At 66.8% G+C, this 14,585-nt stretch carries 12 protein-coding genes; 2 read left to right on the top strand and 10 right to left on the bottom strand.

The window, feature by feature from the left end:
- Positions 1–318: 318 nt before the first annotated feature.
- The 9 genes from CJU94_RS10885 to CJU94_RS10845 form a co-directional block, all read right to left on the bottom strand.
- Complete coding sequence (locus CJU94_RS10885; protein ID WP_095418693.1) at positions 319–1,032, bottom strand: ABC transporter ATP-binding protein; 714 nt, start codon at positions 1,030–1,032, stop codon at positions 319–321.
- Complete coding sequence (locus CJU94_RS10880; RefSeq protein WP_095418692.1) at positions 1,029–1,781, bottom strand: ABC transporter ATP-binding protein; 753 nt, start codon at positions 1,779–1,781, stop codon at positions 1,029–1,031. Before CJU94_RS10880 ends, CJU94_RS10885 begins: the two co-directional genes overlap by 4 nt.
- Positions 1,778–3,088: a branched-chain amino acid ABC transporter permease gene (locus tag CJU94_RS10875; RefSeq protein WP_095418691.1), complete on the bottom strand. Its 1,311-nt coding sequence runs from the start codon at positions 3,086–3,088 to the stop codon at positions 1,778–1,780. The genes CJU94_RS10880 and CJU94_RS10875 overlap by 4 nt, the downstream gene beginning before the upstream one ends.
- Positions 3,081–4,019 carry a branched-chain amino acid ABC transporter permease gene (locus tag CJU94_RS10870; RefSeq protein WP_095418690.1) on the bottom strand — a complete coding sequence of 313 codons (939 nt, stop codon included), beginning with the start codon at positions 4,017–4,019 and terminating at the stop codon, positions 3,081–3,083. Before CJU94_RS10870 ends, CJU94_RS10875 begins: the two co-directional genes overlap by 8 nt.
- A gap of 4 nt (positions 4,020–4,023) precedes the next feature.
- Positions 4,024–4,473, bottom strand: coding sequence for an acyl-CoA thioesterase (locus tag CJU94_RS10865; protein WP_095418689.1), 450 nt, complete (start codon positions 4,471–4,473; stop codon positions 4,024–4,026).
- 66 nt (positions 4,474–4,539) lie between these two features.
- Positions 4,540–5,688 carry an iron-containing alcohol dehydrogenase gene (locus CJU94_RS10860; protein ID WP_095418688.1) on the bottom strand — a complete coding sequence of 383 codons (1,149 nt, stop codon included), beginning with the start codon at positions 5,686–5,688 and terminating at the stop codon, positions 4,540–4,542.
- A 66-nt stretch (positions 5,689–5,754) separates the two neighbouring features.
- Positions 5,755–6,285, bottom strand: coding sequence for an NUDIX domain-containing protein (locus CJU94_RS10855; protein ID WP_095418687.1), 531 nt, complete (start codon positions 6,283–6,285; stop codon positions 5,755–5,757).
- 266 nt (positions 6,286–6,551) lie between these two features.
- Positions 6,552–7,583, bottom strand: a complete 1,032-nt coding sequence (locus tag CJU94_RS10850) for a threonine aldolase family protein (protein ID WP_095418686.1) — start codon at positions 7,581–7,583, stop codon at positions 6,552–6,554.
- A gap of 121 nt (positions 7,584–7,704) precedes the next feature.
- Positions 7,705–9,210, bottom strand: a complete 1,506-nt coding sequence (locus tag CJU94_RS10845) for a YbfB/YjiJ family MFS transporter (protein WP_095418685.1) — start codon at positions 9,208–9,210, stop codon at positions 7,705–7,707.
- A 115-nt stretch (positions 9,211–9,325) separates the two neighbouring features.
- Between CJU94_RS10845 and CJU94_RS10840 the strand changes: the two genes are divergently transcribed.
- Entirely contained in the window at positions 9,326–10,243 is a 918-nt protein-coding gene (locus tag CJU94_RS10840) for a LysR family transcriptional regulator (RefSeq protein ID WP_095418684.1), read from the top strand.
- 182 nt (positions 10,244–10,425) lie between these two features.
- Here the strand turns inward: CJU94_RS10840 and alaS are convergent, their stop codons facing one another.
- Positions 10,426–13,050 carry an alanine--tRNA ligase gene (gene alaS / locus CJU94_RS10835; RefSeq protein WP_095418683.1) on the bottom strand — a complete coding sequence of 875 codons (2,625 nt, stop codon included), beginning with the start codon at positions 13,048–13,050 and terminating at the stop codon, positions 10,426–10,428.
- 296 nt (positions 13,051–13,346) lie between these two features.
- Between alaS and CJU94_RS10830 the strand changes: the two genes are divergently transcribed.
- Positions 13,347–14,567, top strand: coding sequence for a CaiB/BaiF CoA transferase family protein (locus CJU94_RS10830; protein WP_095418682.1), 1,221 nt, complete (start codon positions 13,347–13,349; stop codon positions 14,565–14,567).
- Positions 14,568–14,585: the final 18 nt, after the last annotated feature.

Raw genomic sequence — 14,585 nt, 5'->3', positions numbered from 1 at the left:
GCTTTAAACAGCAAGCCGCCGTCGCGCGTCTTTTACCCGATTGTCTTGATTTGTCAGCGCGCTGCCGACAAGATTTCTGGAGGACGCTCACCAAACGATCAAGCGTTTGAATCGCCGCAACGGACGACTGGAAAGCCGCATGTACGCGGCGTGAGCGGCGCGCCGGCAGGCGGGATTCAAACGGCATGTTCGACCGCCTCCCGCGCGGCGCGCACGACGCGCAAGCCGACCCACGCCGGCCGCATCCAGGAGGACAGCAAAACGATCATCCAGCGCGATGCGGCGCTGCAATAGGAACACCGCGCGGACGTGTCCCGCTCAACCCACGCCGAGCCATTCCCGCATCACGTCGGTGCACTGCGCGAACGACGCGAGCGCGCCGTCGAACACGATTTCGCCGTGCCCCATCACCGCGACGCGGCTGGCAATGTCCTGCGCGATCACGAGGCGCTGCTCGATCAGCAACATGGCCACGCCGCGATCGCGCAGCGTCCGCAAGCATCGGGCGACCTGGTCGATCACGAGACTCGCGAGACCTTCACCGGGTTCGTCGATCACGAGCAGATCGGGGTCGCCGAGCAGCGCCCGGGCGAGCGTCAACATCTGCTGTTCGCCGCCCGATAGCGCGCCCGCGCGTGTGCGCTTGCGCTCGCTCAGCACCGGGAAAAGCGCGTAGGCGTCGTCTAAGGTAAAGCGCGGCGCGCGGCCGCGCTCGCGTGGCGCGAGTCCGAGTTGCAGATTCTCGTGGACGCTCAACGTCGGAAAGACATCGCGATGCTCGGGCACGTAGCCAAGCCCAAGACGCGCAATCTCGAAGGTGCGCAAACCGCCGAGCGGGCGGCCCGCGAAACGCAGTTCGCCTTCGCTATGGACGAGCCCCATGAGCGCGCGCGCCAGCGTCGAGCGGCCCGAGCCGTTGCGGCCGACCAGCGCCAGCACTTCGCCCGCCTCGACGCTCAGCGTCACGCCGTGCAGCGCCTGGCTCGCGCCGTACCACGCGTTCAGCCCGCGGATCTCGAGCAAGGCGCTCATGTGCCGAAGCCTTCGCCGAGATAGGCCGCGCGCACCGCCGCGTCCGCGCGAATCGCGGCAGGTGTGCCGCTCGCGATGATGCGCCCTTGCACCAGCACAGAAATGCGATCGGCGATCGCGAACACCGCGTCCATGTCATGCTCGACCATCAGCAGCGTACGGCCCGCCGTGGTCTCGCGAATCAGTTCGATCGCGCGCGCCGCTTCGGCGCGATTCATGCCGGCGGTCGGCTCGTCGAGCAGCAGGGTATGCGCGCCGCCCGCGAGCGCGATACCCAGATCGAGCGCGCGCTGCTCGGCATAGCTGAGCGTGCCGGCCAGAACCTGCCGGCGCGCACTCAAGCCCACCGCGTCGAGTACTTGTGCGGCGCGCGCGTCGACCGTCCGCGAGCCGCTGAAACGCTGCCACCAGCGCGTGCGGTCACGCTCCGCCAGCAGCGCCGCGCAGCGCAGGTTGTCGAACACGCTGAGCCGCGCAAACACGCTGGTGCTCTGGAAACTGCGCGCGAGGCCGCGGCGCGTGATCGCGGCCGGCGCGAGACGCGTGATCTCGGCGCCGAACAGATCGATGCGCCCGGCGTTCGGCCGCGCGCCGCCCGCGATCAGATTGAACAGCGTCGACTTGCCCGCGCCATTCGGACCGATCAGCGCATGACGTTCGCCGGGCTGAACCGCGAGATCGACACCGCGCAGAACCTGCGTGGAGCCGAAGCGTTTCTCGACGCCGTAGAGCGCGAGCGCCGGGATCATCGCGCGTCTCCGGTGGCGGGCGAGGCGCTCGAACGCCTCGCCGCAAGAAGGGCTTGCGCGCGAATCGCGTAGTGCGCCGGGAGTCCGCCCAGCGCGGCCAGCATCAAGACCGCGCCCCCCAGCCCGAGCGGCGACGCGCGCAGCCATCTCAGCGCGCCCATGCCACCCGTACCACCCAAGGCCGCGCCGTCGTCCACACCGAATTGCGCGGCGTAAGCCCATTGCACCGTCAGCACGATGGCCGCCGTCCACAGCAGCGCCGCGGCCATGCCCCACAGGTAAGCCGCGCGGCAGCGGCGCCAGCCATGCGCCGCCACGCGCGCCGAATGTCGCTGCGCGAAGCCCGCGAGCCCGTCCGGCGAAATCACCACGACCATGATGAAGAAGAGTCCCAGATAGAACGGCCACGCCCGCGTCACGCTCGCCACCGCGACACTGAAAAACGTCAGAACGGCCGCGCCCGCGACCGGCCCGAAGAACACCGCCGTGCCGCCGATCACCGTGGCGATCAACACCGCGCCCGAGCGCACCATGCTCACGCTTTCCGTCGACACCAGTTCCACATTGATCAACGCCAGGGTCCCCGCGATACCCGCGAAAAACGCCGACGCCACCACCACGCCACAGCGAATCCGGCGCGGATAGCAACCGATCGCCGCCGCCCGCACCGGGTTGTCGCGCACGGCGTTGGCAACGCGCATGAAGGGGGTGCGCGAGAGCGCGAACATCGCCACGCAGGCGAGCAGGCACCACCCCGCGATCAGCGCGTACGCCTCGCGCGCCGGGCCGAAGCTCCAGCTTCCCCACGGCGCTCCGCTCGCCCGGTCGATCGCCACGCCCGCCTCGCCGCCGAACCAGTCGGGTAGCGTCCACGCGGCGGCGGCCACGAGTTCGCCGAGACCGAGCGTAATCATCGCGAAGGCCGTGCCGGCACGCCGCGTCGAGATGAAACCGAACAGCACACCGCACAGCGCGCCGCCGATACCGCCAACCAGCGGCAGCAGCACGAGCGGTACGCCGACCCGGTTGAACACTTGCGCGGCCACGAGTGCGCCGAGGCCGGAGAATGCGGCATGACCGAACGACAGCAATCCCGTCTCGCCGAGCAGCAGGTTGTAGGAAAGCGCGAACACGATCATCGTCGCGGTCTGTGCGAGATAGGCGAGCAGCCAGCTTTGCGGCCAGATGAAAGGCGGCACGGCGAGGCACAGGATGAGCGCCAGCCAAGGCGCAAGCCCGCGCCAGAACGAGCGCGGCGCGCTCGCGGACGGCGCCGGTGGCGCCGAGGATTCGTGCGCGTCAGACATGGTCGTCGCGCCGTCCGAAAAGTCCGCGCGGGCGCAGCGCCAGCATTGCAACCAGCAGCAGATACGGAATCAGCGGCGCGAGTTGCGCGAGCGTCAGCGCGTCCCATTCGGCCGGCAGCGATGCGTCGAACATCGACAGCACCTCGCCCAGCGACAGGTTGCTCGCCACGGCCAGGGTCTGCACGCAGCCCACCAGCAGCGACGCCGCCAGCGCGCCGCCTAGCGAGCCCAATCCGCCGATCACGACCACCACGAACACGATCGAGCCGAGCGACTCCGCCATTCCCGGTTCGATCACGAAAAGCGGCGCGCCGATCACGCCGGCCAACGCGGCGAGCGCCGTGCCGGCCGCGAACACGCCGGTGAACACACGCGGCACGTTGTGGCCGAGCGCCTCGACGGCGCTCGCGTGCGTGAGTGCGGCGCGCACGATCAGTCCGGCCTTCGACACGCACAACACCGCGTAGAGCGCGCACAGCATGGCGAGCGACACCACCATCATGAAGGCCCGATAGCGCGCGAAGGCCGTGCCGTAGACAGTGAAAAGCGGCCCGTCGAGCACGGCGGGCAGCGTCGCGGAAAGCGCACTCAAGCCCCAGCCGAGCTTGACCAGTTCGCCGAGCAGATATGCCGCGCCGAACGTCAGCAGCAATTCGGCGAGGTGGCCGTGCGCGCGCACGCGCCGCAACAGCCAACGCTCCAACGCCGCGCCGATCAGCCCGACGATGAGCGGCGCCACGACCAGCGCGCTCCAGAACCCCGCGCGCGCCGCCACCGAAAAGCCGACGTACGCACCGAGCATATAGAAGCTCGCGTGCGCGAAATTCAGCACGCCGAGCATGCTGAAAATCAGCGTCAGGCCCGCCGACAGCATGAACAGCAGCAGGCCGTAGCTGACACCGTTGAGCAGATTGATGACGAACGACTGCACGCGCCTAGTCCGCCTGCCCGGCGACGCTCAACGGTTCGAGCGCCGCGCGCAATTCGGCGGGCAGGCTCACCGGACGCCGCGTGACGCGATCCACGTAGACATGCACGAAGTGTCCTTGCGCGGCGGGCTGATCCTCGCCCTCCTTGAAGAGCCCCACTTCGTAGCGCACGCTCGATGTGCCGAGCCGCACCACCCGCAGGCCCGCCTCGACCCGCTCGGGAAACACCAGCGGCGCGAAGTAGTTGCAGTGCGTTTCGACCACCAGCCCGATCGTCGCGCCATGCTCGAAATCGAGCACGCCGGTACGGATCAGATACTCGTTCACCACCGTGTCGAAGTAGCTGTAATAGACGACGTTGTTGACGTGGCCGTAGACGTCGTTGTCCATCCAGCGCGTGGTAATCGGCAGGAAATGCGGATAGGCGGTGCGCGCGGCGGGTACGGGTTTGTTCATGCCTGGCGTGAGTAGGTGAATATGGTTGGCGTTGCCGTGCGGGTTGCGCGGCGCCTGCCGGCTTCTTCAGAGCGACTCGGTCAGCATCCGGCGATAGTCGTCCGCCGTGGCTTCGCGGGGATTCGTGCGGTGACAGTGGTCCGCGAGCGCACCCTGAATCACCTTGTCGAACATGCTTTCGTCGACGCCCATCTGCCCGAGGCCGGTCGGCAAACCGAGCCGCGCGGTCATGTCGAAGAGCGCCTGCGCGAGATCGGCGTTCTGCGGCAAATTCATCACGCGACGCATTCTTGCATAACGCCGCTCGGCCACCACGCTGTCCGCGCTCTCGTTGAACCGCAGCACCGCGGGCAATACCACCGCGTTCAGCGTGCCGTGATGCAGCGACGTGCTGCCGTTCACCGTCAAGCCGCCCAACGGATGCGACAGCGAATGCACGCAGCCGAGCCCTTTCTGGAATGCCATCGCGCCTTGCATCGAGGCGCTCATCATGTTCAGACGCGCGTCGCGATCGCCGCCGTCCGCCGTCGCGCGTTCGATGTTGGCCCACGCGCGCTCCAACCCGTCGAGCGCAATGCCGTCCGCGGGCGGATTGAAGGCCGGCGCGAGGAAGGTCTCGATGCAGTGCGCGACCGCGTCCATGCCGGTGGCCGCCGTCAAACCGGGCGGCAGGCCGAGCGTGAGCGCCGGATCGCACAACGCCGATTTCGGCAGCAGATGCCACGAATGAAAACCGAGCTTGCGGCCGTCGTTGAGGATCACGATTGCCCCGCGAGCGACTTCGCTGCCCGTGCCCGCCGTGGTGGGCACCGCGATCAGCGGCGCGGCCGCGGCCGTGATCTTCGGGCTGCCGCCTTCGATGGTCGCGTACTGCGTCAGCGCGCCGGGGTGCGTCGCCGCGATCGCGACGCCCTTGGCCAGATCGATCGACGATCCGCCGCCCACCGCGATCAGACCGTCGCAGCCTTCGTCGCGATAAGCCTGGACCGCCGCGAGCACCATCGCTTCGGTCGGGTTGGAAGGCGTGTCGTCGAAGACCGGGACCTCACCGAATTTCAGCGCGCCGAGCGCGCGCTGTGCGAGGCCGGCTGCGACGACGCCTTTGTCGGTGATGATCAGAGGCCGCTTGATGCCGACGCGCCCGCATTCCGACGGCAACTGCGACAGCGCGTCGTAGCCGAGATGGATATGGGTCAGATAGAAAATATAGGCCATGCCGTGCTCCTCCCCGAGCGCGAGCCCGAGCTCGATTTCGATTTAGATGTCGTGCTGAAGGGTCCGCTACTGCCCCGGCCTCTCGACAAACTCGAACGGCAAGCCGCGCCGCCGCATCCACTCGCCGAGCGCCTGGCCGGTGCCCGCGCGCCACGGCCGCAATCTGGCCGGCTCGACCAGCCGGTATTCGAGCAATTCCGGCGACAGCGCAACTGTGCCATATGCCTTCACGTGATACGCGATGATCAGTTCGTTCTTGCGGATGAATTCGTACACGCCGATCAGTTCGACTGTCTCCGCGTGCAACGAGGTTTCCTCGAACACTTCCCGGGCAATGCCCTCTTCCGGCGTCTCGCCGTTTTCGAGGAAGCCCGTGATCAGCGCGAACACGCCCTCCTGCCACGCGGCATTACGCGCCAGCAGGATCTTGCCTTCATATTCGACGATCGCCGCCACCACCGGCAGCGGGTTGTTCCAGTGGACGTAGCCGCACTCGGTATCGGGACAGGTCTGGCGGACGCGGCCGCCTTCGTGCGCGGCATCGGCGCGCTCGATCAGAGGCGTGGAACAGCGTGGGCAGAATCGGTATTCGGTCATGGCGTGAGAGAGACGTCCCGTTTGTCTTGTGTGATCGAGTGTGGGGTTTGGGGTGTGGCGTTTGGGTCGGTATCTGGTTTGGCGGTCGGTTCGTGGCTAGCTCGCGGTTGGTTCGTGGGTGGTCGGCGGTTGGTTCGCGGTTGGTTCGCGATCCAGCCGGGGCACGGGCCCGTGCTCGGGCCCGCGCTCAGGCTAGCGCCCGGGTTGGAGCGCGACCGCGGCGCAAACCCGGCCTGGCGCACGCACGCCATGCGCTGGAGGCAATCTCACGCCGCGCACAACTCGCGCACCTCGGCGGCGAACCGTTCGACCGTTTCCGGCTGCGTATCCCACGCGCACATCAACCGGCAGCCGCCTGCGCCGATGAATTCGTAGAACTTCCAGCCGCGCGCGCGCATTGCCTTGGCGGCTTGCGCGGGCAATTGCGCAAAGACCGCGTTCGATTCACTGGGAAACATGATGCTCACGCCCGGAATTTCCTGCAACCGCGTTTGCAGCAGTTGCGCCATCGCGTTCGCGTGGCGCGCATTGCGCAGCCAGACGTCGTGGTCGAGCAAACCCAGCCAGGGCGCGGAAATGAAACGCATCTTCGAGGCCAGCTGGCCGGCCTGCTTCAGGCGGTAGGCGAAATCGGCGGCCAGCGCGCGGTCGAAAAACACCACCGCTTCCCCGACCGGCAAGCCGTTCTTGGTGCCGCCGAAGCACAGCACGTCGACGCCCGCGCGCCACGTGATCTCCGACGGATGCACGTCCAGCGCGGCGACCGCGTTGGCGAAACGCGCACCGTCCATATGCACTTTCAGATGACGCCGCTTGGCGATCGCCGCGATCGCGCGCACTTCCTCGACGCTGTAGACCGTGCCGACTTCCGTCGATTGGGTCAGCGTGACGACTTTCGGCTTCGGGTAATGGATGTCGGCGCGGCGCGTGACCACCGCTTCGATCGCCTCCGGCGTGAGTTTGCCGCCGACGCCCGGCGCCGTCAGCAGCTTCGAGCCGCCCGAGAAGAACTCCGGTCCGCCGCATTCGTCGGTTTCGATATGCGCGAGTTCGTGGCAGATCACCGAGTGATACGACTGGCACAGCGACGCGAGCGCCAGCGAATTGGCGGCCGTGCCGTTGAACACGAAGAACACTTCGCAGTCGGTCTGGAACAGCTCGCGCAGACGGTCGCAGACCTGGTTGGTCCAGGAGTCGTCGCCGTAGGCCGGCTCGTGGCCGCTGTTGTTGGCGGCGATCAGCGCATCGAGCGCTTCGGGACAGATGCCGGCGTAGTTGTCGGACGCGAAATGTTGCATGGCTGGCGGCGCGCCCGGCGACAGGCGCGCTGAGATGACGGGAAAGCGGTCATTTTAGTGCGCCCTTCGGTTATTTGTTTTTCGCTTGCGGGCCTGCCGGGGCGGCGGCGCAGAACCGCGTTCAACTGCAGCCGCAATCGGGCATGCGGGCACGGCCACGAGTGATGCGCGCGACGCCGATCAACCCGGCCGCGCCCACCAGCAAGGCAGCCGCCGCCAGCCACAGCGCCGGCGAAAACGATCCGCTGTGCCCGGCGATCGGCGCGGCGACCAGCGGGCCGACGATCTGGCCGACGCCATAAGCGGCCGTCGCATAACCCATCAGGGCGGCTGCGTCGTCGCCGCGCAGACGCCGCGCCTCGCGCATCGCAAACAGCGTGATCGCGGTGAACGGCAGACCGATCAGGATGCTGCCCAATGAAAAGCCGCCCGCTGTCGGCCAGACGATACCGAGCGCGATGCCGCCTGCCTGCAGCACATAGCAGCCGGCGAGCAGCGAGCGGTTATCCCAATGCACCGGCAAACGCGCCGCCAGCAGTGCGCCGACGATCAGCGCCGCGCCGAACATCGGCCAGAACAGGTCGGGCCAGGACGAGCCGGGCAACGCATGACGTGCGATTACCGGCAGGAAAGTCGCGGTGATGATGTAGCCGAAACCGGGGATGCCGTAGAGGAGGACGAGCCAGAAGGCGTCGGCGGGGTGGGCGGTGGTTTTGGTGGGGGTGGAATTTGAGGGGGTGGAATTTGAGGGGGCGTGATTTGAGGTGGTGTGATTCAAGGCGGCTTGGGACGCGGCGGCTTGGGACGCGGCGGCTTGGGACGCGGCGGCTTGGGTCCGGACGGCATGAGTCCCGACGGACGGGGACGCGGCAGCTTGGGTCTGGACGGCGTGAGTCGCGGCGGACGGGGACGCCGCAGCTTGGGTAGTGACGGCGGCGTCCCGGCCCATGGCCTCGGTGACGGTGAACTCAGTGGCGGCGGCCTTGCCATCGGAACCCGCCGCGTAAGCACGCGGCCCATGTCCGCGCCCGCTGAACACCGGCCAAACCGCAATCGACAGCACTGCGGCAACCAGCCCGAAACCGATCCACCCGGTCGCGGGCCCATACCCATCCGCCGCAGTGACCAGCAGGCCCGTTCCCACAATGCCCGCGCCCGGCCCCGTATAGATCACCCCGCCCCACTCGGGCGCACGGAGTTCGGCGAGCCGCCGCAAACCCCATTGCGACGCAAACACGAACGTCATCGCACTGACCGCCCCAGCGACGAAGCGCACCGCCGCCCACACCCAGAACTGACTCGTCACCCCCATCGCCAAGGTCAGCAGCACCGTCGCGGCAAGCCCCGCGCGCACCATGCGCGCCGGCTCGACCCGCAGCGCGGCGCAACTGACCGCGCCGACGAAATAGCCCGCGTAATTGAAAGATGCCAGCCAGCCGCCTTGCTGGATGTCGATCTGCGGCTGGCCGAATGCGCTGCCGTGAAGCATCAGCGGCAGGAGCGGCGTGAACGCAAAGCGCCCGATGCCGAGCGCGACGGCCAGCGTGACCATGCAGGCAAGCGCGGCGCGGCGGGCGGCGTGACGCCCGTCAAGGGGGCCGTAGGCGAGGGAGGCGGAGTCGTTCATGGGTGGGCGGCGATTGAGGCAGTCAGCAGACCGGATGGATTGAGTCCATAGTAGCTTGACCTTTCAATCACGAAAAATGAATAATTCGGATACCACCAATCGCCAGGAGAGAATCATGGATCTGGCCGCCTTGACCATATTTCGCGCCGTCGTGCGGGAAAACGGCGTGACGCGCGCCGCTGCCAAGCTCAATCGCGTGCAATCGAACGTCACCACGCGCATCAAGCAGCTCGAAGAGCAGCTGGGCACCGACCTGTTCATCCGCGACGGCCGCCGTCTCGTGCTGACGCCCGCCGGCGAGACGCTGCTGCCCTACGCCGAGCGTCTGCTCGCGCTCGCGGACGAGGCCCGCCACGCGGTGCGAGAAGACCGGCCGAGCGGACGCCTGCGTTTGGGCACGATGGAAAGCGTCGCGGCAACGCGTCTTCCCGCGCTGCTCGCGCGTTACCACCAGCGGTGGCCCGCGGTCGCGCTGGAACTGGAGACCGGCACGACCGGCAAGCTGATCGAGCGGGTACGCGAATTCGAAGTGGATGCCGCGTTGGTGGCGACGCCGTTGGACCCGGCCGCGCTCGGCGAATTATTCGAGTCGGTGCCGGTGTTCCGGGAAGAACTGGTGATGCTGACGCCTCGCGGCCACCGGCCGATCCACGACGTTCGGGACATTGCGCTGTCGACGCTGATCGCGTTCGAGCGCGGCTGCGCTTACCGGGCTTATATCGAGAAGTGGTATCTGGAACACGGCGTGAGGCCGGCGCGCATACTGGAGCTGGGCTCCTACCACGCAATCGTGGCGTGCGTGGCCGCTGGTGCGGGTGTGGCGGTCGCGCCGCGGTCGGTGCTGGATTTGCAGGCCGACGCCACCAATATCGCAGTGCATGAACTGCCCGACATCGGCGTGATCGACACACTGCTCGTCTGGCGGCGCGGGCATTTTTCGTCCGCGCTAAACGCGCTCAAGCAGGCGATGGTGACACCGGAGAATCCCGCGAATATGCCTGAATTCGCAACTGCTGCGCAAAGCGTATCCTGACTTTGCGGCAGCGCCGACGGAGCGCGGCGCGGCTGAAGAGTGATTGCGCGAAGGTGAACTGCCAACCAACACACGCAGCCCACCGCGCCCACGTGTAACCCATCGCAGCCGGGCTGCAAAAAACTCGGGCCACGCGGCACGCCCACACTCCCGGAGCACCGCGTGGCCCAATCATGCTCGAATCAAAGCTGGCCTTCGACCCAGCCCTTGACGCCGGCCAGCGCCGCCGGCAGATTCGCCGGCTCGGTGCCGCCCGCCTGGGCCATATCCGGACGGCCACCGCCCTTGCCGCCCACTTGCTGGGCCACGAAGTTCACCAGCTCGCCGGCCTTGACCTTCTTGCTGGCGTCCGCCGTGACACCGGCGATCAGGCTCACCTTGCCGCCTTCGACCGAAGCCAGCACGATCGCCGCGCTCTTCAGCTTGTCCTTCAGCTTGTCGACGGTTTCGCGCAGCGTCTTGACGTCCGCGCCTTCCAGCGTGGCCGCCAGCACGTGCACGCCGCCGACTTCGATCGCCTGACCGGCCAGTTCGTCGCCCTGGCTCGACGCCATTTTCGACTTCAGCGCGCTCAGTTCCTTTTCCAGCGACTTCACCTGGTCCTGCACCTGGACGATGCGCTGCGTCAGCTCCGACGGCTGCGCCTTCAACACCGCGGCGGCCGCATTGATGCGCGCATCGAGATCCTGCACGAAGCGCACGGCGTTGTCGCCCGTAATCGCTTCCACGCGACGGATGCCCGCGGCCACGCCGCCTTCCATGACGATCTTGAAGAGGCCGATGTCGCCGGTGCGATGCACGTGCGTACCGCCGCACAATTCACGCGAAAAGCCCAGGTCCAGCACGCGCACTTCGTCGCCGTATTTTTCGCCGAACAGCGCCATCGCGCCGCCCTTCACGGCTTCGTCGAACGGCATGACGCGCACGATGCCCGGTGCGTTCGCCAGCACTTCGGCGTTGACGATTTCCTCGACACGGCGAATCTGTTCGTCGGTCATCGGCGCGTTGTGCGCGAAGTCGAAACGGGTCTTGTCGGCGTCGACGAGCGAGCCCTTCTGCTGCACGTGCGCGCCGAGCACTTCGCGCAACGCCTTGTGCATCAAGTGCGTGGCCGAGTGGTTGCGGGCCGTGCGGGCGCGCCGCACCGCGTCGATTTCCGCCTTGACGACGTCGCCCACCTTCAGCGTGCCCTGTTCGAGCGTGCCGTGATGACCGACCACGTCGGCCTGCACTTTCAGCGTGTCGCTCACCGCGAAGCGCACACTCGCGTTGGCCAGCACGCCCTGGTCGCCGACCTGGCCGCCCGATTCCGCGTAGAACGGCGTGTGGTCCAGCACGACGACAGCCTGCTGGCCGTGGCTCGCCTGCTGCACCGATGCGCCATCCACATACAAAGCGATCACTTTCGCGTCGTCGAAGACGATTTCTTCGTAACCGTGGAAAGTGGTCTTCGCGCCCGAGTATTCGAGGCCTTGCGCCATCTTGAACTTGCCCGCCGCGCGAGCCTGTTCGCGTTGACGCGCCATGGCTTCGTCAAAGGCGGCTTCGTCGACCGTGACTTCGCGCTCGCGGCACACGTCTGCCGTCAGATCCAGCGGGAAGCCATACGTGTCGTGCAGCTTGAATGCGAGTTCGCCGTCGAGCGTCTTGCCGCCCCTGGCTTCGAGATCAGCCAGCGCGCCTTCGAGAATCGACATGCCGTGCTCGATCGTTTCAAAGAAGCGCTCTTCTTCCTGACGCAACACGTCGGTCACGCGTTGCTCGGCGTCCTTCAGTTCGGGGTACGCGCCGCCCATTTGCGCGACGAGGTCCGCCACCATGCGGTGGAAGAACGAGCCCTTCTTGCCCAGCTTGTAGCCGTGACGGATCGCGCGGCGCACGATCCGGCGCAGCACGTAGCCACGGCCTTCGTTGCCCGGAATCACACCGTCGACGATCAGGAACGAGCACGCGCGGATGTGGTCGGCGATCACCTTCAGCGAGTTGTTGGTCAGGTCGCTCACGCCGGTTTCGCGCGCGGCGGCCTTGATCAGCGCCTGGAACAGGTCGATCTCATAGTTGCTGTGCACGTGCTGCAGCACCGCGGCGATACGCTCCAGACCCATGCCGGTGTCGACGCACTGCTTGGGCAGCGGCGTCATGTTGCCCTGCGCGTCGCGATTGAACTGCATGAACACGAGATTCCAGATCTCGATGTAGCGGTCGCCGTCTTCTTCCGGCGATCCCGGGGGGCCGCCCCACACGTCCGGGCCGTGGTCGTAGAAAATTTCCGAGCACGGGCCGCACGGGCCGGTGTCGGCCATTTGCCAGAAGTTGTCCGACGCGTAGCGCGCGCCCTTGTTGTCGCCGATGCGGATGATGCGCTCGACCGGCACGCCCACTTCTTTCGCCCAGATGTCGTGCGCTTCGTCGTCTTCGTGATAGACGGTGACCCACAGCTTGTCTTTGGGCAGCTGGTACACGCCTGTCAGCAACTCCCACGCGTAGTGGATCGCGTCGCGCTTGAAGTAGTCGCCGAACGAGAAGTTGCCCAGCATTTCGAAGAACGTGTGGTGACGCGCGGTGTAGCCGACGTTTTCCAGATCGTTGTGCTTGCCGCCGGCGCGCACGCTGCGCTGCGCGGTCGTGGCGCGCGAATACGGACGCGACTCCGCGCCGAGGAACACATCTTTGAACTGCACCATTCCCGAATTGGTGAAGAGCAGGGTCGGGTCGTTGCCGGGCACAAGGCTCGACGAGCGGACGATCGTATGGCCCTTCGATTCGAAGAACTTGAGGAATTTGTCGCGGATTTCGGCGGCTTTCATAGCGTGCGGGGGACGGGTTTGCCAGTTCCCTGGCTGTTACCGGCGGCATCATGGGATGCGCCAACTGTTTGTTTCTTAAACGACTGATTATACGGGATCGGCGCCCGTGCGCGGCAGCGCGCCCTGCACGGTTAGCCGTTCGGCCAGGTTTGAGCGGGCCCGGGCGGGACATTGCCGGGCGCGTAGTTGGTCCTATGCCATTCGGCTGACTCCGCCCGCGTGCCGGAATCGCTTAAGATTGCCCCCATCCGCGGCGTCTCGCGCGCCGCTTCGCCACCCAGGAGACATCTACGAATATGGGCGCTCTCAGTCATATCCGCGTGCTGGATCTCACACGCGTGCTCGCCGGACCCTGGTGCGCGCAGACCCTTGCCGATTTCGGCGCCGACGTGATCAAGATAGAGCGCCCCGAAGTGGGCGACGACACGCGCCACTGGGGGCCGCCGTATCTCAAGACGCCCGAAGGCGCGGACACGCGCGAGGCCGCGTATTACCTCGCGGCGAACCGCAACAAGCGCTCGGTCACCGTCGACATCGCCTCGCCCGAAGGCCAGCGGATCATCCGCGAACTGGCCGCGCAGAGCGACGTGGTGCTGGAGAATTACAAGGTCGGCCAGTTGAAGAAATACGGTCTGGATTACGCGTCGCTCAAGGAGGTGAAGCCGGATCTCATCTACTGCTCGGTGACCGGCTTCGGACAGACCGGCCCCTATGCCCAGCGCGCCGGGTATGACTTCATCGTGCAGGGCATCGGCGGCTTCATGAGCATTACCGGCGAGCGCGACGGGCAGCCGGGCGGCGGCCCGCAGAAAGCCGGCGTGGCGATCGCCGACCTCATGACCGGCATGTATTCGACCATCGCCGTGCTCACCGCGCTCACGCACCGCGACCGCACGGGCGAAGGCCAGTACATCGACATGGCGCTGCTCGACGTGCAGGTGGCGATGCTCGCCAACATGAACTCGAACTACCTGGCGAGCGGCCAGCCGCCGGTGCGCTGGGGCAATGCGCATCCCAACATCGTGCCGTACCAGACTTTCCAGACGAGCGACGGCTGGATCATCGTCGCGGTCGGCAACGACGGGCAGTTCCGCAAGTTCGTCGAGGTGGGCGGCCGCCCGGAACTGGCAACCGACGAGCGTTTCGCCACCAACCCGGCGCGCGTGCGGCATCGTGACACCCTCGTGCCGATTCTCGCAGACATGGTCCGCCTGCAGGGCAAGCAGCAATGGATCGCCGCGCTCGAAGCCGCAGGTGTGCCGTGCGGACCGATCAACGATCTCGGCGAGGTATTCGAGAACGAGCAGGTGGTGGCGCGCGGGATGCAGGTGGCTCTGCCGCATCCGTCGGGCGGCACCGTCAAGCTCGTGCGCAATCCGATCAAGATGAGCGGCACGCCGCCGCAAGCCCTTGCGCATCCGCCCACGCTCGGAGAACACACTGAGAGCATCTTGCGCGACGTGCTCGGCTACGACGAGGCGAGAATCGCGGCGCTGCGGGCGCAGTCGGTGATTTGAGCCGCGCGGCGGCGCGGT

The sequence above is a fragment of the Paraburkholderia aromaticivorans genome (assembly GCF_002278075.1).
GTDB classification, from domain to species: Bacteria; Pseudomonadota; Gammaproteobacteria; order Burkholderiales; family Burkholderiaceae; genus Paraburkholderia; species Paraburkholderia aromaticivorans.
The sequence above is the reverse complement of the archived record's forward strand: the minus strand, read 5'-3'. Positions and strand labels throughout refer to the sequence as shown.